The organism is Kribbella steppae, from assembly GCF_004342025.1.
GTDB lineage: Bacteria > Actinomycetota > Actinomycetes > Propionibacteriales > Kribbellaceae > Kribbella > Kribbella steppae.
Genome location: NZ_SLWN01000001.1, coordinates 668482 through 689712, shown reverse-complemented (window position 1 = coordinate 689712; position 21231 = coordinate 668482). Strand labels below are relative to the sequence as shown.

Sequence of the window (21231 nt, the reverse complement as noted above, 5' to 3'; positions counted from 1 at the left end):
CCCCGGGCGCTGGGGATGGTGAGCCAGAGACAAACTCGCGGTTCGCTGTTTACAGTAAAAAGATTCGGAGATGGGGACCGAGCCGCAGTTTGCCGCCCGTCTTTCACTGCTGCCCCGGAATGCTCGGTGTGATGGGGAGGAGTAGGCGATGGTGCGGTTCAGTTACGTCCAGTTGCCGGATTATCCGCTCACGGACTGTATCGACATGATCAAGACCGCGGACGACTTGGGCTTCTACGCGGCGTACAGCGTGGACGAGACCTGGCACAAGGACATGTGGCTGCTGTTCGCGGCAGCCGCCGACAAGACGAAGAACATCCGCCTCGGGCCCAACGTCACGCACGTGATCCTGCGCGAGCCGACGCACATCTGCCAGATGCTGGCCACCCTCGACGAACTGTCTGGCGGACGGGCCGAGGCAGTGGTCAGCTTCGGTAACCTCGGTCTGCTCGAGCAGTACCACATCGACTGGAAGTCGATGAAGCCGTTGTCGCGGGTGCGGGAGGCGATGGAAGTGATGCGCCGCTTCCTCGACGAGGGCGCGATCACCTTCGACGGCGAATTCTTCAAGTACACCGGGATGTTCACCTTCGCCCGCCCGGTGCAGGAACGGATCCCGCTGAAGATGGGCGCGATGGGCGGACCGCGTTCGTTCGAGGTCGCCGGGGAGATTGCCGACGGCATGCACCACGCACTCGGCTACTCCCGGGAGAATTACGAGTACGTCGCCGAGCACGTGAAACTCGGTCTGGACAAGTCCGGGCGCAACCTGGACAACTTCGACCTCGGCGCGTGGGTGGTCTTCGCGGTCTCGGAGAACTCCGAGGCGGCCAAGCGGGCCGCGCGGATCATGGTCGGCTTCTACATCTCGTCGATGCCGGCCAACCAACTCGCCCGGCACGGTCTGAACCGGGACGACCTGCAGCCGATCATCGACGCCCTCGGGGCGGGCGAGATCGACCGGGCCATCGAACTGACCTCGCCGGAGATCGCGGCCACCCTGTCCGTGGCCGGTACGCCGGAGGAGTGCGTCGCCAAGCTGAAGACCGACATCCTGCCCACCGGGGTCAACCACATCATCGCCGCCGTCACGGACCCGATGATGGTGAAAACCTTCAGCGGCAAGGAGATCGAGGGCGTCCCGGACGTCCAGGGCCAGCTACGCCTCATCCACGACAAGGTGATGCCCGAACTCGGTTAAAGACGCGGGAGGCCCTATGACCACGGAAGCCGAGGATCAGCAGCGGGACTTCGTGAAGGAGTGGCGTGACCCGGCGTACAACTGTTTCAGCTCGGGTCACAAGTTCTGCCGCAACGTGTGCCCGGTCATGCAGGTCACGCAGAACGAGAACCATTCACCGACCGCGTTCCACGCGAACATCGTGGCGATGGAGCAGGGAGCGCTGACGGTTGCCGACGTCGCCGAGGACTACGTCCACTGCACCCAGTGCGGTGCCTGCGAGTTGCGGTGCCCGAACACGCTGATGGCCGGCGAGTTCTACCGGGCCCGGACGCGAACGGTGGATGTCGTCAAGGCGATGCGTGCCCTGGCCGTTGACTCAGGCATCGAACAGCCGAACTGGAAGCGCTGGGTCGAGGCGACCGTGGACCGGAAGAACGAGCCTGTTCTGGACGTACCGGTCGCGCAGGAGAACGTCGCGAACTGGGCGGGCGGACTCGGTCTCGGCGTCGGCGGCGACACCGTGCTGTTCGTCGACTGCGAGGCGGCGTTCTACCGGACGACGCTGCCTCGCGCGGTGGCCCAGATCCTACAGAAAGGTGGGGTCGAATTCGGCCTCATGCAAGAGCAGTGGTGCTGCGGCGGACCGGCTGCCGAGATGGGCTATGTGGCTCGGTCGCGGGAGTTCGCCGAACACAATGTTGCCGACTGGCGCAGTATCGGTGCGAGCCGGATCATCACGCTCGATCCGCATGACTACATCACGTTCACCGAGGACTATCCGAAGTACTTCGGGGACGAGTACGAGTTCGAGATCGTGCACATCACCGAGCTCGTGGCCGAACTGATCCGGGAGGGGAAGCTGTCGCTGACGGTGCCGATCGGGCGCGTGGCGACGTACCACGATCCCTGCCGGCTGAACAAGCGCAAGGGCATCCACAAGTCGCCGAGGGAGATCCTGCGGGCGATCCCGGGTCTGGACTTCCGTGACGTGGACCATGTGACGCAGTGGTCGTACTGCTCGGGCGCGGGCGGCGGGCTGAGTATCGAACGACCGGAGATCACCGCGGCGATCAGCGGGCAACGGCTCGACCGCGCGGCCGCGTTGGACGTCGACCTGTTGGTCAGTGCGTGCGTCTGGTCGGAGCGTCCGCTGGCCGCGGCCGGGGAGGCTCATGACATCGAGGTCCGCGACCTGATGGAGCTGGTGGCCGAGTCCGCCGGGCTCGAGGTGACGGCGGTGACGACATGACCACGATGGCCATCACTGACGCCCTGTACGACGAACTGGTCGGGATCCTCGGCGAGGACGGCGTACTGACCGGCAAGTCGGCGCGGTGGAACCGGACCCGGACGCCGGCGCCGTTCCCGGTGCACCGCTGGAAGGAGTACGTCCCCGACGTTGTGGTGTTGCCGCGCACAACGGAACAGGTCGCCGAGATCGTCCGCCTCGCCAACCGCACCGGTACGCCGGTGGTGCCGCGCGCGGCCGGGACAGGTCTGACCGACGGAGCTACCCCGCTTCGGGGCGGCATCCTGCTTGATGTGAAGCGGATGAACGAGATCCGCGAGATCGACCTGGTCGACCGCACGGTCACGGTGCAGCCGGGGATCAACATGCTCAAGCTCAACGAAGTACTCCAGCCGCACGGCGTGATGTTCCCGGACAACCCAGCAAGCTATCCGTGCTCGATGGTCGGCGGCCGGATCGGCACCAGCGGCTGGTCGTTGATCGGGGCCCGCTACGGCCATACCCGCGACCTGGTCTGCTCGATGGAAGTCGTGCTACCGACCGGCGACATCGTTCGGGTCGGCGAGGGCGGCGGACGCAAGTTGCGCAAGGCATCCACCGGGTACACGATCAAGCCGCTGTTCTTCGGTCACGAGGGCACGCTTGGCGTGGTGACGGAGGCGACGCTTGAACTGGTGCCGCGGCCGCAGGTGGAGTTCGCGGCGTTTTTCGGATATCGCGACTACGAGACCGCTTGGCAGAGCACGGGCGCGTTGGCCAAGTCGGGTTTTGCGACCCTGGCCGGGGTGGTGCTCTTCGACGAGTGGAAGCTTGCGTACTTGCGCCGGGACGACGAGGCGTACATCGAGCAGCCGGACTGGCTTCGCAGCGTGGTCGCGGTTGCGATGTACGGCAACGAAGTTGAGGTGGTTCCCGCGGCGCGGGAGATCATGCGGATCGCGCGGGAGTCCGGCGGCACCTATCTTGGCGACGAGGTCAGTCAGGGTGACTGGGCCGCCCGGCACGACCGGTACGCGATCCCGTTGCACGGCCGGCTGCGCACCGGCGAGGTCATTCCGATGTCCTGGCACTGCGAGGACGCCGCGCTGAACTACAGCGTGCTGCCGCGGGTCCGCGAAGAGTGGCACGCGATCGCCGACCATTACATCCGGCGGTACGGCGTCTTCGACGACTGGGGGATCTTCGCCTACACCAACGGTGCGTACAAGCCGTGGGGCGACTACCTCGTCGAGATCGATATCGGAATCTGGGAGCAGAAACTCGACGACGAGATGTGGGAGGCGTGGCTCAACTTCAAACGGGAGATCACCGAGGTGACGCTGAAGTACGGCGGCTCGATCAGCGCCTGCCACGGGGCCAGTCGTGAGGGCGATGTGGAATATGTGCCGGCTGAACTCGGTGGCGCATTCGACGTGATGAAGAAGATCAAGCGGGCACTGGATCCCAACAACGTGATGAACCCGGGTAAGTACCTGCTCGACCAGGCGTACGAGGACTGACATGTTCGGCTTCCGGCTCTCCGCACAGAAACCGCCCGAGGCGCGGCGGATCACCGACGACGTGGTGATGCGGTTCGACCACGTCTACGAGGTCGACCCGGACAAGATGGCGATCTTCGCCCAGCAGGACCTCCCGGCCTGGGACACCCACCGCATCATCGACAGCCGCTGGGACCACCTCGCCTGGATGCACCAACACTTCGCCGACAAAGTCCTCGGCATGCCCGACCTAGGCCTCAACGAAGACGGCACCGAACCCGAGAACTAACCCACACCCCGCCACGCCCACTCTTCCGCCGCGCGCTCGCCGGCCGGGCCGCTTCGGCGTACCCACAGGCCTGGGCAGCTGCTGAGGCCGATGCCGGGCCTCGGGGGACTGGGGGATGGTCCGGGGGGTGGGACGAATCGCCGGTGGGGGTGTGGGGTGGGGCTGGGGTTGGCAAGGTAGGGCGGGAGATCGTTTTCCGACGAGTGTGTTCAGCGAGGAGGCAAGGTGTCGAAGCCGCTGAAGGTTGCGGTTCTGGGGTTCTGGCATGTTCATGCGGGGGATTACAGCCGGCAGGCTCAGGCGCATCCTGGGACGGAGCTCGTCGGGGTGTGGGACGACGATGTGGCGCTGGGGCAGGCGGGCGCCGAGCAGTTCGGGGTTCCGTTCACGCAGGACCTTGACGGGTTGCTGAGTGAGGTCGACGCGGTCGTCATCACCACGCCGACGAACGAGCACCGCGACATCATGGTCAAGGCCGCGAATGCGGGGAAGCACATCTTCACCGAGAAGTTGCTCGCGCCGACCGTGGCGGAGGCGGAGGAGATCCTGGCGGCGGCCGACGGCAACGGCGTCAAGGTGGTGGTCTCGCTGCCGCGGCTTGCGCACGGGTACACGCAGGCGATCAGCGACGTGATCGCCAGCGGTGAGCTCGGGCAGCTCACATACGCCCGCGTCAGGCTGTCGCACGACGGGGCTGTGTCGCGCGATGGAGTCGAGGGCTGGCTGCCGCAGCGGTTCTTCGACCAGAAGGCTGCCATCGGCGGAGCCCTCACCGATCTCGGTTGCCATCCTGTCTACCTGGTGCAGCTGTTCCTCGGCACCCAGCCTGACTCCGTCAGCGCGATCTATCGCTCCGTGAACGGCCGAGGCCTCGAGGACAACGCCGTCGTTACCATCGGCTACCCGGACCAGAAGATCGGCGTGATCGAGGCCGGCTTCACCAGCCGGAACCCCTTCACGATCGAGATCTTCGGCACCGAGGGCAGCCTGACCTACACCGACGCCGGCAACATCCTGCAGGTCGGTGACCGGCAGCTGCCGGTTCCCGACCACAACCAGGACCCGTTCGGTCAGTGGGTCGACCACATCAATAACGGCACCCGGGCCGACGACAACCTGAGCCGGGCGGTGGAGCTGACCCGCCTGGTCGTCGCCGCCAACGAGGCCGCGGAAGTTGGCCGGACCATCCCCTACGCAGGGCTTTAGGAGACGTTCATGCCAGAGATCAAGGTCGGGTTGATCGGAGGCGGCGGCATCGCGGGCGCCCACATCCGGGGCTACCGCGAGCACGCCGAGCGGATCGGCATCACCGCGGTGGCCGACGCGGTCGAGGAGACGGCTGTTGCGCGTGGCAATGAGTTGGGTGCCACGCCGTACGTCGACTATCGCCGGATGCTCGAGACCGAGGACATCGATGCGGTCGATATCTGTCTGCCTCACCACCTGCACCGGGACGCGATCGTCGCGGCTGCCCAGGCGGGTAAGCACATCCTGTGCGAGAAGCCGCTGTGCCTCACCGCGGACGAGGCTGCGGAGGTCCGGAAGGCGGTGCAGGACAACGGCGTGACGCTGATGTGTGCGCACAACCAGCTGTTCCTGCCGGCCGTGGCCAAGGCGAAGGAGCTGCTCGAGGCCGGGAGCATCGGAACCGTGTACGAGGTGCGTACGACGGACAGCTTCTACAACGACTTCGACCCGAACAGCATGGGCTGGCGGGCGAGCAGCAAGACGAGTGGTGGTGGCGAGCTGATCGACACCGGGTACCACCCGACGTACCTGCTGCTGCATCTCGCCGGCGGCCTACCGGTCGAGGCGACCGCGATGCTGTCCACGCATCGGCTGAAGTTCATGGAGGGCGAGGACTCCGCGCAGGTACTGATCAGGTTCGACAACGGCGTCGTCGGTCAGCTGGTGACCAGTTGGGCCTACCAGCCGGCCCCTGCGACCGAACGCTTCTCCGCGGTTGGTGAACTCGGGTCCTTGACCAGCAACGGCAGCTCGCTGACCTACCAGCTGCGGTCCGGCGAGACCGAGACCTTCGACCTGGAACCGGTGGACACCTTCGTCGCCGAGATCGGCCACTTCGCCGACTCCCTGCTCGGCAAGACCCGTCCGATCCACACCGAGGAAGAGGGCATCGCCGTACTCGGAATTCTCCTGGCCGCCTACGAAGGCGCACGCACCAAGACGATCGCCCCGGTCCTGCAGATCCCGTGATCAGCGGCGGTCGGAGTGGCCGAGGTCGCGGTCGGGGGCGATGCGGTCGCGGACCAGTTGCTTGAGGGTCGGGATCTCGGGGAAACCGTTCTGCGCTTTCCGGGACCAGAGGGTCTCGCCGTCCAGGCGGACGTCGAAGACACCTCCGGTCCCGGGAATCAGCGCGACTTCGCCGAGTTCGGTGGTGAAGGTGGTGAGCAACTCCTGCGCGGTCCAGGCCGCCCGCAACAACCACCGACACTGCGTGCAGTACTCAACTTCCAACCGTGGCTCTCTCGTCACGCCGACCAGTATCGCTGCCGGACGCTAGCTGGTGACGTCGAGGACCCAGGTGATGCCGAAGCGGTCCTTGAGCATGCCGTAGAGCGGGGACCAGGCGGCCGGGGCCAGGTCTTGCAGGATGGTCGCGCCTTCGGACAGGCGCTTCCAGTGGGCGGTGATCTCGTCGGCGTCCTTGCCGCGGACGGAGACGAAGACCGAGTTGACGCCGGCGTCGTACGGCAGGCTTGACGGTACGTCGTACGCCATCACCTGGATGCCGTTGTCGCCCTGGACCTGACCCCACATGATCTGGTCGGCCTCGGCCGGGTCCTGGACGCTGTGGGCGTCCTGGTAGCTGACGACGGCGAGTTCGCCACCGAAGACGGATTGGTAGAACTCGAGCGCCGGGCGGGCGTCGCCGCGGAAGTTCAGGTGGGTGGTCGTGGTGATCGACATGCTTGCTCCTTAGGTGGGTTTCTCCGACCGTAGGGAGCATCGCGGCCAGTTCCTGACCGCAATGTCGGGGATCCTGGAGAGATGGCGAACACGAGTTCCCGGACCCTGCGGCTGTTGTCGTTGCTGCAGGCCCGTCGGTACTGGCCCGGTCCGTTGCTGGCCGAGCGGCTGGGGGTGTCGGCGCGTACGTTGCGGCGTGATGTGGACCGGCTGCGCGAGCTCGGATACCCGGTCGACGCGAATCCGGGGGTCGACGGCGGCTACGCCCTTGCGCCGGGTGCCGCGTTGCCGCCGATCGTGGTTGATGACGACGAGGCGATGGCGCTGGCGGTGGCCATCCAGTCCCACCTCGCGGCCGGGGACGGGGGCGAGGCGGCATTGCGTGCGTTGACCAAGATCGTCCAGGTGTTGCCGCGACGGCTGCGGGCGCGACTCAACGCCGTCGGATTGTCGACAACTCCGGCGCCGTGGAGTCCAGGCTTGTCGATTGACCACGCAGTACTGTCGACGCTTGCCCTTGGCTGCAGGGACTCGGAACGGATCCGGTTCGCGTACCACGCGGCCAACGGGACGCAGTCGACCCGGCTGGTCGAGCCGTTCAAACTCGTTCCCCTCGGACAGCGCTGGTACTTCGTTGCCTACGACGTCGATCGTCGTGATTGGCGGATCTTCCGGATCGATCGCATTGCCACCGCCGAGGGCGCTGGTACGACGTTCGCGCCACGCCGGCCGCCGTTCGACGACGTCGCGGTCTTCGTGCGCTCGAAGGTTCTGGGCGGGTCGCCTGGTGGTCGGTACCAGGTCGAGGTGAACGTCGAAGCGTCCGCCGACACCGTCAGTGGGTTCGTTGGGCGTTGGGCCGAGGTCCGAGCGCGCACGCCCCAGAGCTGCACCATGCTCATGGAAACCGACTCCCTCGACGGCCTCCTGTTCGCCCTCGGCTCCATTGGCGCCGACTTCACGGTGATCGGCCCATCGGAGCTCAAGACCCTGACCGCCGACTGGTCAGCCCGCTTCGCCCAAGCTTGAGTGTTGCCGATGGCATCGTTTGGCACCCGCCGGGGGAGAACCGGCTCTCGGGTACGCATCGCGGCTGCCCGCGCGTCACCTCCGACCGCTGCGCGTGCCGGTGAGGGGAACTGTCGGAGGTTGCTGTCAGAGTTTCGGGCATGACTGTGCTGATCCCGCCCCGACTCGAGCCCGGTGATCGGGTTCGGGTTGTGTCACCTGCGAGCACTCCCGACCTCGACCTCGTGGCTCGGGGAGTGGAGGTCCTGACCGGGTGGGGTCTGCAGGTCGAAATCGGTCAGCATGTCTTCGACAGCGTCGGCTACCTGGCCGGCACCGACGAAGACCGGCTCGCCGACCTGAACGACGCGTTCCGAGACCCCGGGGTCCGGGCCGTCTTCGCGACCAGGGGTGGCAAGGGTGCGTACCGGATCAGCGATCAGCTCGACTTCGATGCCGTACGCCGGGATCCGAAGCCGCTGGTCGGATTCAGCGACATCACCGCCGTACACCTGTCGCTGTGGAAGGAATGTGGGCTGGTCGGGATCCACGGGGCGTTCGTGCATCCGAACGACGAGTCGGAGTGCGCGCTCCACAGGGTGCTGATGAGCACCGACGAGATCGTCATTCGTCAGGACCCGAAGGAGTTGAGCGTGGGGTTGACCGACGGCGGCCCGGCGACAGGCTTCCTGATGGGCGGAAATCTCAACACGGTCGCGCACGCGGTCGGCGGCGAACTGTCCAGCCTCGACGGCGGCATCCTGCTGATCGAGGACAACCTCGGCACCGGGCTCGGGATGATCGATCGGCAGTTGACGCAGCTGATCAAGTCCGGGTTGCTGGACGGTCTGCGTGGGATCGCTGTGGGGCAGTTCATCGGTTTCGAGGATGAGCGCGTCAACGGGTGGTCAGTGCTGGACGTGATGCGGGACCGCATCGACCTCCTCGACGTACCCGTGCTGGGCGGTCTGCCGATCGGGCACGGACCTCAGCCCGCGACGGTTCCGCTGGGCACTCTTGCGACCATCGATCCCGCCGCGGGCACCCTCACGGTCGCGGCTGGTGTGAGGTGAGGATCTCGCCGGCCGCCCGGTGCACCATGTCTGCGAGTTCCTTCGGTGCAACGACATTCGCGTCGCCGGCCTGGGCGAGGACGGCGGCGCAGGCTTCGTTGGGGTTCTCGAGGTCGGTGTGGACGATGAACCAGCCGTCGGTGTCGGGCAGCGGCGGTGCGGTCGGTCGGAAGCGGATCACGGCCCTGTCGCGGACGCGGAGGACGATCGGGTACGACGGCCGCGTGGCCAGGAAATGCTGCTGCGCTTCGGCCCAGTAAGACGACAAGTCGAAATCGGTCGGTCTCGAGAACGTCTTGTCGGTCGCCTGAGCCGAGGTCACCCGGCTCAGGCGGTAGGTGCGGAACGCGCCGTCCGGTCGGCGGGCGATGAGGTACCACGTCCGGCTCTTGGCGACCAGGCCGAGTGGCTCGACGTCGAACGGCTCGGCCGGGTCCCGGTAGGTGATCGTGATCCGCCGTTCCTCCCAGATCGACTGCCGGCAGAGGTCCAGCCAGCGCGGCGCCTCCCGGCGGTCGTCCCAGCCGGCGTGATCGATCAGCAGTCTCTGCCGCGCGAACTCCGCATCGCGCCGGGCGCTCTCGGGCAGGGCCGCGATCAGCTTCGACATCGCCAGGTCGCTCGACGCGTCCATGCCGAGGTCGGCGAGCACATGCGCGGTCGCGCCGACGAACACCGACATCACCTCGGCCGGCGCGAGTCCGGTGAGCCGAGTGCGGTAGTCGGGCAGCAGAGCCCACCCGCCGCGTCGGCCGCGGACCGAGTAGACCGGCACCCCGGCGAGGCTGAGCGCGTCGAGGTCGCGCTGGACCGTGCGCGGTGAAACGTCCAGGTACTGCGCGAGTTCGTTCACGGTCGACTGGCCGCGGGTCTGAAGCCGCAGCAGGAGCCGGAGGAGCCGTTCGGCGCGCACTGTTCGACTATGACAGGAAAACAAGCCATTAGCTGGCGTCTTTTCTCTCTACGGTCGTCTTCATGACTGTGATCGACGTGTCCGGCCTGTCCATGTCCTTTCGCGCGCCGGTCCGGAAATCGGGGCTGCGCGCGGCGTTCGGTTCGCTGGTACGACGTGAGTATCGCGAGGTGCAGGCGCTCGACGACGTGTCGTTCGCGATCGAGCCGGGCGAGGTCGTGGGGTTCATCGGCCCGAACGGGGCCGGCAAGACCACCACGATGAAGATCCTCTCCGGGATCCTGCACCCGACGAGTGGTGACGTGCGCGTCCTCGAGTCGGTGCCGTGGCAGCGTCGTACCGGATTCCTCAAACGGATCGCGTTCGTCCGGGGCAGTCAGCCGGTCGGTGGTTCGCAGGAACTGACCGTGATGGACTCGCTCGAGTACCAGCGGCTTCTGTACGACGTACCGCAGCCGGATTTCGGGAGCACGCTCACTGTCCTGGAAGACCTGCTGCGTCTAACGCCCTTGCTGGAAAGACAGTTGCGGGCCCTGAGCCTCGGCGAACGGATGCGGGTCGGTCTGGCGCTCGCGCTGATCTACCGGCCCGAGGTGCTCTTCCTCGACGAGCCGACGATTGGTCTCGACGTCACCGCCGCCGGTCAGATCCGCGAGTTCGTCTCCGACTACGTGACCGAGACCGGAGCCACGGTTCTGCTGACCAGCCACTACATGGCCGACGTCGGGTCCCTGTGTCCGCGGCTGATCCTGATCGACCAGGGGCGGGTCGAGTACGACGGGCCGCTGGCCGAATTGTCTGCACGACTATCGCCGTACAAGCTGATCCGGATCACGGCACGAGGTGGTCCGGGGCCTGACTTCGGCGAGGTGGTGGAGTCGTCGGACGGGATGTGGGTGCTCCGCGTGCCGCGGGACGAGGTCGCTCAGACGACCTCGCGGCTGCTCCAAGCACTCGACGTCGTGGATCTGGCAGTCGAGGAACCGCCGCTGGAGAAGGTCATCGACCGGGCGTACCGGGAGGGCCTTCGATGAGAACCTTTGTCCTGCTGAGGTTCCGGCTCCGTCAGGAGGTGCTGGAGTGGTCCGGGGCTTGGTGGTTCCTGGCGACTCTTGTGGTCCAGGCCGTGATCGCGCCTCTGATCGGGCTATTCGTCTGGTCGGCGGTCTACCCGGACGATCCGACGATCGCGCGCTACTACGTCGCGATCATCCTGGTGACGCTGATGACCGAGTCGTTCGAGCAGCACACCTTCTCGGAGCGGATCTACGACGGAACGATCAGCCACGAACTGCTCCGGCCGCAGCCGGTCGTGATCGGCGTACTCGGTGCGAACCTGGCGATCCGCGCGTGGCTGACCCTGCTCGGTGCACCCGTCGTACTCATCACCGGACTCTCGCTCGACACCGGATTCGACTGGCGATCGGTGCTGCTCAGCCTGCCGTTCGTCGTACTAGCTGCCGCGTTAGTCTTTTTGTGGACATTCCTTTTGTCGATGACAGCATTCTGGACCGAGCGCGTCCACTCGATCGTCGGGTTCGGCAGTTCGTTGATCTTCCTGTTCGGTGGTACGGCGGCACCGATCGGTCTGCTGCCGGACATCTGGCGACAGATCGCCGAAGCCTCGCCGTTCTACGCGATGAGCGGTCTGCCTGCCGAGATCGCGGCGTACGGCGGGTCGACCGCAGCCGCGCTGGGCCGGCAACTGTTCTGGCTCGTGGTCTTGCTGGTCGCCGTGAAGTTCGCCTGGCGAGCCGGCGTGCGGCGGTACACGGCGGTGGGCTCATGAAGCTGTTGAGTCTTCTCGGCGCGAGCTTCTCGATGTCGCTGCGGCGAAGCATGGCGTTCCGGATCAACCTGGTCTTCGACGTGGCGCTGGCCTTCGTCGGCCTGGGTACGGCGATCGCCCCGCTGCTGATCGTCTTCACCCAGGCCGACACGCTGGCCGGCTGGTCGAAGGCCGAGACCCTCGTCCTGATCGGCACCTACCAACTGATCACCGGGTTGCGGGGCACCTTCATCGATCCCAACCTGTCCTGGTTCCCGGACAACGGGATCCGCAACGGCAAGCTCGACAGCTATTTGTTGCAGCCGGCATCGAGTCTCTTCCTCGCCAGCCTGTCGCTGTCCTCACCACTCACCCTGATCCAGTTGGTGCCAGGCCTCGGCGTACTCGGCTGGGGAATCGCGGCCGCGGACGAGCGGCCAGGGTTGGCGGGCGTCCTGGGTTGGCTGTTGCTGGTCGCGGCCGCACTGGTGGTCACATGGGCGCTCAGCGTCCTGCTGGCCTGCCTGGCCTTCTGGGCACCGAAGCTACAACTCGACGTCTTCTACCACTCCGCCTGGCAGCTAGGTCGCTACCCAACGGACATCTTCGCGCGACCGCTTCGGGTAGTGCTGACCTACGTCTTCCCGATGGCCCTGATCGCCTCGGTCCCTTCAGCCACTCTTCTCCGCGGCCCCAACTGGCAAGTCCTCCTCGGCGCCGCAGTCGCCGCCGCAGCCCTATCCCTCCTAGCAACCGTTGCTTGGCAGAAGGGCCTACACCGCTACACCGGCGCCACCTCATGAAGGCTGTCACTTAAGCCCAGTTGCCGAGCCGGGCCACTGCCTCGGCTCGTCAGTCGGCAGCTGCCTGATTGTGGGCACCTTGACTGATGTCGATGGGAGATGGTGGTGTGCCGTCGCGCAGGAGGTCCCGTAGACGCGTGCCGAGATCAGGTGGAAAGACCTGCTCCGTGGTCGATGCGAGCTCCTCGGCGGTCCACCATCGGAAGCCGGTGATGTAGCTCTGCTCTTCCTCGGTCAACGCCTGAGACGACGGGGTGAAGTGCTGGGTCCGCGCTACGAACCACCGCTCGTGGGTATCGGTCTGCGTTCCTCGCCACGAGTACAGGTGCCGTCGACGCCAGACCTCCGGTCCCATCCGCACCTCACGCCGGCCGGTCTCCTCGTCGATCTCACGCAGACCCGCGGCGACAGCGTCCTCGCCGTCCTCGATCCCACCACCGACAGGAAACCAGATGGACTCGCCGCCGGGCATCTCGTCACCTCGGAGAAGAAGCAACCGATCCGACTCGTCAAGGAGCAGCACCTTCACCGTCCGCCGATCCGACACAGAACCTGCCTCCAGCTCTCCGCGTGCGTCACTGACTCGCACACTACGCGGGGCTCGACCCGTTCCGTACTTCATTGTTTTCAGCGGTTTCGTCGTACAGGGCCTGGCGGACTGCTACGAGGGTGAAGAGGAGGAGGGTTAGGGCGTGGACGACTGTGCACCAGAGGCAGATGGCGTTGATGCGGAAGAGTTCGGCCCAGATGAGGTAGCAGACGAAGACCACGCCGACCGCGACGGCGGCAAGGCGGAGGCGGCTGGGCCACGGCGAGGATGTGCGCCAGAGCGGTGGGAGCGACAGCACGGTCATCGCGGCGAAGAAGCCGAGACCGAGCAACGCGACCGGGATGCCGAGGATGCGGGAGTACTCGCTGGTGGTGACCTTGACGCAGTTGACCACGCCGGTGTCGGGGCAGGCGAGCGTCGTACCCGCTGTGAAGTGCTCGTAGGTGAGGTACGACGCGACCGCGAGGCCCGCGATCGAGAGGACCAGTGTGGTCCACGGGATCCAACCCAGCGGAGGTTTGGAGCCTGCGCTCACTGATTCAGCTCTTTCCGAGCTTGCCGGCTGCGGCGGTGACCGCGGCGCTCGTGCACACGTTGCCGGGTTGGTTGCCGGTGACCTGGCACAGGGCAGCGGTGTACAGGTTGGCCGAGGCGTCGACGGCGCGGGCGATCGGGCTGGACGGGTCCTTCAGTGCGTTCGCGATCTCGGCCTGGGTCTTCCCGGCCAGGATCTCCGGACTGTACGTCGCTCCGGAGGAGACGTACTTCCCGCCGATGTCGATGAACGGGATCGAGCCGCCACTCTTCACGTACGGCGGCTGGTTGTACGTCTCGAACGTCTGCTGATCGGCTGCGCTCGGAGTGTCCAGCGGGGCGTACTGGTCGCCGACCTTCTCGTTGGTCGTGGTCTCCACACCGGTGAAGGCCAGGTATTGGCTGGTGTACGTCGCGCCGTGGAAAGACAGCGTCGGAGTGTTCGGATAGACGTCATCGCCCGCGGAGTGCGTCGTACCGAGGTTCCCGAACGCGCCGAACCGCGACAACGCCACCGCGACCGGCCAACGCTCCGCCGCGCAGAACGGGCAGAACTCGGCGCCGATGTAGAGCACCTTCGGCTTCCCGTCCGCGGTCAGTGCCGAGGCGTTGATCGCGGCCGGTCCGCCCTGAACGCCTGCGGTGCCGACTTCGTCGAATGTCGTCGAAGGTACGGCGGCCAGCGCCGAAACGATCTGCGCATCGGCGCTACCAGAGGGTCCGGCCGCGGCCTGCTGACCGCCGCCCGCGAGTCGTACGACGACGAGCCCCACCACCACGATGACGACGGCCGCGACCGCGCCGAACGCGATCAGCAGACGTTTGCGCCGTTCGGCCCGCCGTTGGGCGGCACGAAGCTCCGCGACCTTCGTCTGCCGTGCCTGAGCCTTCTGTTCGACCCGCCTGCTCATCGCTGGTCCTCTCGAGAACACCCCCAGAAGCACAACTTCCGACCACGCCGCGAAGTTCCATTGGTAACCGATGGATCGGGGATCGCGTCGTACCCAGAGGTCAGACCGCGGCGATCGCGTCTCGAAAGGGTCCGTACGATGGAGCCGTGCCGTCGACACTGCCCGAGGGGGAGGTTGCGCCCCGGGATGGGTCGCTGCCCGAAACCGCCGTACGCGAAGCCGCAAGTCGGCCGCTCGGCTTCTATCTGCACGTGCCGTTCTGTGCGTCCCGGTGTGGCTATTGCGACTTCAACACCTACACGGCGAAGGAGCTTGGCGGGGGCGGGTCGCAGGCGTCGTACGCCGAGACCGCCGTTGAAGAGGTTCGGATGGCTCGGCGGGTGCTCGGCAGGCTCGACCGGCCGGTGGAGACGGTGTTCTTCGGGGGCGGTACGCCGACTTTGCTGCCGGCGAAGGACCTGGGGCGGATGCTGGCGGCTGTGCGGAACGAGTTCGGGCTGGCGGCCGGGGCTGAGGTGACCACCGAGGCCAATCCGGAGTCGGTGGATGCGCGGTATCTGGAGGAACTGCTCGCGGCGGGGTTCACGCGGGTGAGTTTCGGGATGCAGAGCGCGTCGTCGCACGTGTTGAAGATTCTTGATCGGCAGCACACGCCGGGGCGGGCGTTGGAGGCGGTCAAGGAGGCCACGGCGGCTGGGTTCGAGCATGTGAACCTGGACTTGATCTACGGGACGCCGGGGGAGTCGCTCGAGGATTGGCGTACGTCGTTGGAGTCGGCGCTGTCGGCTGAGCCGGACCACGTGAGCGCGTACGCGTTGATCGTCGAGGACGGCACCCAATTGGCTCGCCGGATCCGTCGGGGTGAGCTGCCGATGCCGGATGACGACGACCTTGCCGACAAGTACGTGCTGGCCGACGAGATGCTCTCCGCGCAGGGCCTGACCTGGTACGAGGTCTCGAACTGGGCCCGCACCGAGGACGCGCGCTGCCGGCACAACGAGCTCTACTGGCGCGGCGACACCTGGTGGGGGATCGGCCCGGGCGCACACAGCCACGTCGGCGGCATCCGCTGGTGGAACGTCAAGCACCCCAGCGCGTACGCCGAACGCCTCAACGCCGGCGAAAGCCCCGCGCACGCCCGCGAAACCCTCGACCCCGAAACCCGCCGCATAGAACGCGTACTCCTAGAGATCCGCCTATCCGCCGGCCTCCCCGTAGAAGTCCTAGACGAGCCCGGCCGCACAGCCGCCACCGAAATCATCACCAACGGTCTAGCCACGCTCACCACCAACAACCACCTGGTCCTAACCAACCGAGGCCGCCTCCTAGCCGACGCCGTAGTCCGCGACCTCCTCCCTTAACCACCCCAGCCCGACCCGCCTCCCGCGCCAACACCACCCGCGCGATCACCTCCTACGCACGGCTCCCAGCGCGAGTACCTCCCGCCCGCACTCGTCCCGCGCGAGCGGCTCCCGCTCCCCGCGCGAAGCGCCTCGCGCGGAACGCAGCCTCGCGCGAACACCTCCCCGCGGTGGCCAGCGTCAGTTGATCGGGACCCGAACGGATCGCCTGCACCTCCGCAGTGTTCGCCAACACAGTGATTCCAGGATCCGCCGCCCCCGCGGCCGTCCGCCACCGGCTTGCCCCAGGCAACAGAATGTAGGCGTACTCACCGACGTCCGTCCCATGCTCAACCACCAGCGACACATAGCGCCGGGTGTACGGCGTAGTCGAGCCGCCCGTGTCGTTGCCAGTGTGATCTCCCGCCACGTGCCAGTGCGATCCTCCCTCGTCGCGCGCACGCGTCCGCCGCTCGGGAAGACACAGCCACCGACACCATCAAGGTGCGCCCACCGCGGATCGTCGTACGAACCATTCCCCGGCTGCGTGACTCCGTCACGGATCCTCTACCTCGGCGGTCCGACCGCTCTGTCCACGACGACCGCCCGGCTGCGTGGATTCGAGCAGGCGCTCGCCGCGCGCAAGATTCCGCTCGATCCGGCGCTGGTCCGCACCGGCGCGTTCGGTCGGCAGTGGGGGTACGAGCAGACCCTCCGCGCGCTCGACGACGGTCTCGACTTCACCGCGATCTTCGCGGCCAACGACATCGTCGCGGCCGGGGTCTACGCGGCGCTGCGGGACCGCGGGCTGTCCGTACCGGGCGACATCTCGGTCGTCGGGTACGACGACGTACCGGTGGCGACCGAGTTGCAGCCGGCCCTGACGACCGTCCGGGTGCCGCTGGAGGAGCTCGGCCGCGCGGCGGTCCGGGCCGGCCTGGCCGGGCAGGACAAGAACGCGGACCCGTTCGCCCACCAACAGCCGTTGGTCACCCTGGGCACGGTCGTCGTGGTCCGCGAGTCCGTCGGGCCGCCACGGTCCTGACGCTTACTCCCTGTGGTCAGCGTTCGGTGATCGGCGTGGTTCGCTCCGTGACGACGCGGGCTGATATGTCCTGACTTGAACCCGCTGGTATCTCAGCGTGACGACGTGGTGCTTGACATATCCAGTTGGGACGCTTGAAACTCAGCACACTTTCGCGATCCGAGAGCGCTCTCCAACTCCGTCCAGTTCCAGGGAGCTCCACATGCGGCCCAGTGCCGGCCACCGCCCCATCGCAGTCCTGCTCGCCTGCAGTGCGGTCCTGCTGGCGACCGCCTGCGGCGGCGCCGGCGATTCCGATGCCGGCGGCAACGACGCCGGCGACGAGCCGAAGATCGAGCTGACCATCGCCACCTTCAACGAGTTCGGGTACGAGGACCTGTACCGCGAGTACGAGGCGCAGCACCCGAACATCAAGATCGTCGACCGCAAGGCACCCACCGTCGACGCCCACATCAAGAACCTGGACACCAACCTGGCAGCCGGCACCGGCCTGGCCGACATCGAGGCGATGGAGGTCAGCTGGATCTACAACTACCTGGCCAGGGCGGACAAGTTCGTCGACCTGCGCGAGTACGGCGCCGACGACCTGAAGGACCGCTGGCTGGACTGGAAGGTGGCCGGCGCCACCACCCAGGACGGGAAGATCATCGGCTACGGCACCGACATCGGGCCGGAGGCGATCTGCTACCGCCGTGATCTGTTCGCCATGGCCGGACTGCCCACCGACCGGGCCCAGGTGGCCACGCTGTTCCAGGACTGGCCGTCGTACTTCGCCACCGGGCGGAGGTTCAAGGAGAAGGTGCCGGGCTCGGCCTGGTACGACTCCGCGGTGCTCACCTGGGAGGCGATGCGCAACCAGTTGATCCAGGCGTACTACTCCAACCAGGACCGCTACCTCGGCGCGGAGAACCCGCGGCTGAAGAAGGTCTGGGAGCAGGTCGTCCAGGGCAGCGCGGACGGTCTGTCCGCGAAGCTGCCGGCCTGGAGCGACCCCTGGAACCAGGCGTTCCGCACCGACAAGTTCGCGACGATCGCCTGCCCGGGCTGGATGCTCGGCGTGATCCAGGACAACGCGGGCAGTTTCGGCAAGGGCAAGTGGGATGTCGCCGACGTGTTCCCCGGCGGTGGCGGCAACTGGGGCGGTTCGTACCTGACCGTGCCGAAGCAGTCGCCGCAGCCCGAGGAAGCGGCCCGGCTGGCTGCCTGGCTGACCGCACCCGAGCAGCAGGTCAAGGTGTTCAAGAAGGTCGGCTCGTTCCCGTCCACGCTCGACGCGTACGACGACCAGCAGGTGAAGAGCCAGGTCAACGCGTACTTCAACAACGCGCCGGTCGGGCAGATCTTCATCAACCGGGCCAAGAACGTGATCCTCAAGCAGCACAAGGGTCCGCGGGAGGGCGATATCAACCAGGTCTTCACCGCCGCGCTGGCCCGGGTCGACGAGGGCAAGCAGACGCCGGAGGCGGCCTGGACGCAAGCGCTCGACCTGGCCGACAAAGCGGCCAACACGAGGAAGAAGGGCTGAGTGATCAGCCGGGGAAGTATTACGGTGTGAAGGTCACTCAGTCGTCCGTAGGAGGACCGATGAAAGACTCAGGTTCTCCGACTCTGGAGCAGGTTGCCGCGCTCGCGGGCGTGTCCCGGGCCACCGTGTCGCGGGTCGTGAACGGGTCGCCCAAGGTGCTGCCGGACACGGTGGCCGCGGTCGAGCGCGCGATCGGCCAGCTCGGGTACGTGCCCAACCGGGCTGCCCGGGCGCTGGTGACGCGCCGGACCGACTCGGTCGCGATCGTCGTACCGGAGCCGGACAGCCGGGTCTTCTCCGATCCGTTCTTCGCCGGCATCCTGCACGGCGTCAGCATGACGCTCGCGCCGACGTCCTCGCAGCTCGTGCTGCTGATCGAGCCCGCCGAGGGTGACGACCAGCGCCTGCTGCGGTACCTGCGCGGCGGCCACGTCGACGGCGCGATCATCGTCAGCCACCACGGTCGCGACAACGTGCTGCAGGAGTTGGCACAGTTGCCGCTGCCGATCGTGTTCAGCGCCCGGCCGCTGGGCGTCGACGTACCGGTGGCGAGTGTGGACGTGGACAACGTCGCGGGTGCGCGGACGGCGGTGGAGTACCTGTTGTCGATCGGGCGACGCAAGATCGGCACGATCGCCGGGCCGCTGGACATGACCGCCGGGCTGGACCGGCTGACCGGTTACAAGGACGTGGTGCGCGAAGCCGGGCTGACCGAAGCCGTTGCCTTCGGCGACTTCACGGCCGACGGCGGTGAACAGGCGGCGCTGCGGCTGTTCGACGAGTTCCCCGACCTGGACGGACTGTTCGTGGCCAACGACCTGATGGCGACGACGGCGCTGCGGGTGCTCTCACAGCGCCGCCGGCGGGTGCCGGAGGACGTCGCGGTGGTCGGGTTCGACGACTCGGTGATGGCGACGACCACGACGCCGAAGCTGACCACGGTGCGCCAGCCGGTCGAGAAGCTCGGTGCCCGGCTGGCCGAGATCCTGCTCGCCAAGATCGGCGGCGCGGTCCTCACCAGCCCGGAGATCTACGGCACCGAGTTGATCATCCGCGACTCCGCCTAAGGCGGATCGTTCTGGAACTGGAACTGCACCCGGATCGAGCTGTCCAGTGGTACGACGACAGTCGTGTTCGAGGCAGTCCATTGCTGTGGGACCAGGAAGAGCCGGTTCTCGCCGACGATCAGTAGGCGCAGTCCGCGATAGCGATAGTTGAAGGTCTGGCCGGCGCCCGCCCGCAGGGCGGTCTCCTCGAGTCCCGGTGATCGCAGTGCCAGCTTCTCCTTGGTGTCGAGGATGACGACCGGGAACTTGTCCAGGTCCTCCGCATCCGCCTTGGCCAGGCCGCGACCGGTGTACTGCGCTGTCGTCGCCGTGGCCCAGAACGCGCAGATGACGGTGACGACGACGAGCAAGGCGATCAGGGTTCGCTGACCACCGACGTGCGGACTCACCTGGCGTCGCAGGTAGGTGAGATACGCCAGTGTGGCCGAGGCCAGACCGATCACACCGGGCACGAACAAGGCGTAGTACGGAAGGTGTCCGATCAGGGGGAACGCGAGCAGGGCCGCGACACCGAACAGGAGCAGACCAACAGTCGCTCGGGCTGCTCGTCGTACGCCGGTCTCGGTCGGATGGATGGCGTTGTGCAGGAGCAGGCCCGCGACCGCGAGCAGGGTGATGACCAGCAGGGGAACGAGGAGCGGCTGGGGACTGCGCATCACGTAGTCCTGCGTGCTCAGGCCGATGGTGTCGACGTCGATCCCGAAGTACTCGTACTGCGATCGCGCGGAGACGTAACCGAAGTAGAACAGCAGAGCAGTGATCAGGGTGACCGGCGGGAGGAACTTCCCCGCGAAACTCACCCAGCGCTCGATCTGGGACTGTTCGTCCGCCATCCGTCAGCCGCCCGAGGGAGTCTCGGTCGGGGTTGACTCGGTCGGAGGTGGATCGGTCGTCTCGAGTTCGCCGGTGATGAAGTAGACCTGACTGCCCCGCTTCCTGGCCTCTTCGTCGATGCGCGCGCAGTCCTCCTCGGTGGCACACGTCACCTCCGCCGGAACGAGGACGTGGACGTTCTCGTCCCCGGCGGCGACCTGCCGTGCCCCGACGAAGCACGAGTCGTCATCGTCGGTTGTCCAGACGACGTTCGCGCACTGTCGACGATCGTCCGAGCAGGCCGACTGGTCGAGTTCGAAGATGTCCTTCGGATCGAGTTTCGGTGAGCCGAGCGTGACCGTCGTACCGTCGGGGATGTCGTCGGCGAGCCAGGAGACCGGGGTGCACTGACGGACGCCGGCTTCGTCGGGTGCTCCGCCGATCGGCGCGGTGGCAACCTTGATCGACGGCTTGTCCACCTCGGTCTGCGTGCTCTCCGGGTCGGTCGGCTCCGGCGACGGTTCCCCGGTCGACTCCGACGCCGTGGTCGGCGTACCGCCGCCGTCGGGCGTGTCCGCGCAGCCGGCCAGGACCAGCGCGGCGAACGCCGCGACCGCCAGAATCCTCGTGATCATGACGACCACCCCCAGCTACAGAATGACGTCGGGTGGTGCCCTCGACAACGGTTAGAGTCACCCTTTTGTTCACTCTCCGCTGCGACGACTGTCAATGCCCGTCACCACCGTGG

General features: G+C 66.8%; 24 protein-coding genes. 15 read left to right on the top strand and 9 right to left on the bottom strand.

Going from position 1 to position 21231, the window contains the following annotated elements; genetic code table 11:
- Positions 1-148 precede the first annotated feature (148 nt).
- The 6 genes from EV652_RS03170 (at position 149) to EV652_RS03145 (ending at position 6416) form a co-directional block, all read left to right on the top strand.
- The gene (locus EV652_RS03170) at positions 149-1201 is read left to right on the top strand and encodes an LLM class flavin-dependent oxidoreductase (protein WP_199237971.1); all 1053 of its coding nucleotides are present in this window, start codon (positions 149-151) and stop codon (positions 1199-1201) included.
- A gap of 16 nt (positions 1202-1217) precedes the next feature.
- Positions 1218-2432 (top strand): (Fe-S)-binding protein, encoded by a 1215-nt coding sequence (locus tag EV652_RS03165; protein ID WP_132207398.1) that lies wholly within the window; start codon positions 1218-1220, stop codon positions 2430-2432.
- Positions 2429-3931 carry an FAD-binding oxidoreductase gene (locus EV652_RS03160; RefSeq protein ID WP_199237970.1) on the top strand — a complete coding sequence of 501 codons (1503 nt, stop codon included), beginning with the start codon at positions 2429-2431 and terminating at the stop codon, positions 3929-3931. The genes EV652_RS03165 and EV652_RS03160 overlap by 4 nt, the downstream gene beginning before the upstream one ends.
- A 1-nt stretch (position 3932) precedes the next feature.
- Positions 3933-4199 carry a hypothetical protein gene (locus tag EV652_RS03155; RefSeq protein ID WP_132207397.1) on the top strand — a complete coding sequence of 89 codons (267 nt, stop codon included), beginning with the start codon at positions 3933-3935 and terminating at the stop codon, positions 4197-4199.
- A gap of 225 nt (positions 4200-4424) precedes the next feature.
- A complete protein-coding gene (locus EV652_RS03150; protein WP_132207396.1) occupies positions 4425-5405 on the top strand; it encodes a Gfo/Idh/MocA family protein in 981 nt (326 codons plus the stop codon).
- A gap of 9 nt (positions 5406-5414) precedes the next feature.
- A complete protein-coding gene (locus EV652_RS03145; RefSeq protein ID WP_132207395.1) occupies positions 5415-6416 on the top strand; it encodes a Gfo/Idh/MocA family protein in 1002 nt (333 codons plus the stop codon).
- On the opposite strand, the gene EV652_RS03140 is transcribed toward EV652_RS03145, so the two are convergent.
- On the bottom strand, positions 6417-6698 hold the full coding sequence (locus tag EV652_RS03140; RefSeq protein ID WP_132207394.1) for an Rdx family protein: 282 nt from the start codon (positions 6696-6698) through the stop codon (positions 6417-6419).
- A gap of 24 nt (positions 6699-6722) precedes the next feature.
- Entirely contained in the window at positions 6723-7133 is a 411-nt protein-coding gene (locus tag EV652_RS03135) for a VOC family protein (protein ID WP_132207393.1), read from the bottom strand.
- Between the two features lie 81 nt (positions 7134-7214).
- On the opposite strand from EV652_RS03135, the gene EV652_RS03130 reads away from it, so the two are divergent.
- The gene (locus tag EV652_RS03130; protein WP_132207392.1) at positions 7215-8162 is read left to right on the top strand and encodes a helix-turn-helix transcriptional regulator; all 948 of its coding nucleotides are present in this window, start codon (positions 7215-7217) and stop codon (positions 8160-8162) included.
- Positions 8163-8302: 140 nt separating this feature from the next.
- The gene (locus tag EV652_RS03125) at positions 8303-9214 is read left to right on the top strand and encodes a S66 peptidase family protein (protein WP_132207391.1); all 912 of its coding nucleotides are present in this window, start codon (positions 8303-8305) and stop codon (positions 9212-9214) included.
- Here EV652_RS03125 and EV652_RS03120 read toward each other — a convergent pair.
- Positions 9189-10127 (bottom strand): helix-turn-helix transcriptional regulator, encoded by a 939-nt coding sequence (locus EV652_RS03120; RefSeq protein WP_158441082.1) that lies wholly within the window; start codon positions 10125-10127, stop codon positions 9189-9191. The genes EV652_RS03125 and EV652_RS03120 overlap by 26 nt on opposite strands.
- Before the next feature lie 62 nt (positions 10128-10189).
- On the opposite strand from EV652_RS03120, the gene EV652_RS03115 reads away from it, so the two are divergent.
- Genes EV652_RS03115 through EV652_RS03105 form a run of 3 tightly spaced genes read left to right on the top strand, consistent with a single transcriptional unit; the run spans position 10190 to position 12698 of the window.
- Entirely contained in the window at positions 10190-11161 is a 972-nt protein-coding gene (locus tag EV652_RS03115) for an ABC transporter ATP-binding protein (protein WP_132207389.1), read from the top strand.
- Entirely contained in the window at positions 11158-11916 is a 759-nt protein-coding gene (locus EV652_RS03110) for an ABC transporter permease (RefSeq protein WP_132207388.1), read from the top strand. The genes EV652_RS03115 and EV652_RS03110 overlap by 4 nt, the downstream gene beginning before the upstream one ends.
- Entirely contained in the window at positions 11913-12698 is a 786-nt protein-coding gene (locus EV652_RS03105; protein WP_132207387.1) for an ABC transporter permease, read from the top strand. The genes EV652_RS03110 and EV652_RS03105 overlap by 4 nt, the downstream gene beginning before the upstream one ends.
- A 49-nt stretch (positions 12699-12747) precedes the next feature.
- On the opposite strand, the gene EV652_RS03100 is transcribed toward EV652_RS03105, so the two are convergent.
- From EV652_RS03100 to EV652_RS03090, 3 genes are read right to left on the bottom strand one after another with little or no spacing between them, the layout of a single operon-like run.
- Positions 12748-13245 carry an NUDIX hydrolase gene (locus EV652_RS03100; RefSeq protein ID WP_158441081.1) on the bottom strand — a complete coding sequence of 166 codons (498 nt, stop codon included), beginning with the start codon at positions 13243-13245 and terminating at the stop codon, positions 12748-12750.
- A 43-nt stretch (positions 13246-13288) separates the two neighbouring features.
- Positions 13289-13783, bottom strand: a complete 495-nt coding sequence (locus tag EV652_RS03095) for a vitamin K epoxide reductase family protein (protein ID WP_132207385.1) — start codon at positions 13781-13783, stop codon at positions 13289-13291.
- Positions 13784-13787: 4 nt separating this feature from the next.
- On the bottom strand, positions 13788-14693 hold the full coding sequence (locus EV652_RS03090) for a DUF929 family protein (protein WP_132207384.1): 906 nt from the start codon (positions 14691-14693) through the stop codon (positions 13788-13790).
- 146 nt (positions 14694-14839) lie between these two features.
- On the opposite strand from EV652_RS03090, the gene hemW reads away from it, so the two are divergent.
- Positions 14840-16054, top strand: coding sequence for a radical SAM family heme chaperone HemW (gene hemW, locus EV652_RS03085; protein ID WP_132207383.1), 1215 nt, complete (start codon positions 14840-14842; stop codon positions 16052-16054).
- Between the two features lie 180 nt (positions 16055-16234).
- Here hemW and EV652_RS46450 read toward each other — a convergent pair whose 3' ends face one another.
- Positions 16235-16597, bottom strand: a complete 363-nt coding sequence (locus tag EV652_RS46450; protein ID WP_500784485.1) for a polysaccharide lyase family 8 super-sandwich domain-containing protein — start codon at positions 16595-16597, stop codon at positions 16235-16237.
- On the opposite strand from EV652_RS46450, the gene EV652_RS03080 reads away from it, so the two are divergent.
- From EV652_RS03080 to EV652_RS03070, 3 genes are all read left to right on the top strand, one after another.
- Positions 16581-17078, top strand: a complete 498-nt coding sequence (locus EV652_RS03080) for a substrate-binding domain-containing protein (RefSeq protein WP_199237969.1) — start codon at positions 16581-16583, stop codon at positions 17076-17078. The genes EV652_RS46450 and EV652_RS03080 overlap by 17 nt on opposite strands.
- Before the next feature lie 202 nt (positions 17079-17280).
- Positions 17281-18603 (top strand): ABC transporter substrate-binding protein, encoded by a 1323-nt coding sequence (locus tag EV652_RS03075; protein WP_132207381.1) that lies wholly within the window; start codon positions 17281-17283, stop codon positions 18601-18603.
- Positions 18604-18662: 59 nt separating this feature from the next.
- On the top strand, positions 18663-19670 hold the full coding sequence (locus EV652_RS03070) for a LacI family DNA-binding transcriptional regulator (protein WP_132207380.1): 1008 nt from the start codon (positions 18663-18665) through the stop codon (positions 19668-19670).
- Here EV652_RS03070 and EV652_RS03065 read toward each other — a convergent pair.
- Entirely contained in the window at positions 19667-20503 is an 837-nt protein-coding gene (locus tag EV652_RS03065; protein ID WP_132207379.1) for a hypothetical protein, read from the bottom strand. The genes EV652_RS03070 and EV652_RS03065 overlap by 4 nt on opposite strands.
- 3 nt (positions 20504-20506) lie before the next feature.
- Positions 20507-21118, bottom strand: coding sequence for a hypothetical protein (locus tag EV652_RS03060; RefSeq protein WP_132207378.1), 612 nt, complete (start codon positions 21116-21118; stop codon positions 20507-20509).
- Positions 21119-21231 lie beyond the last annotated feature (113 nt).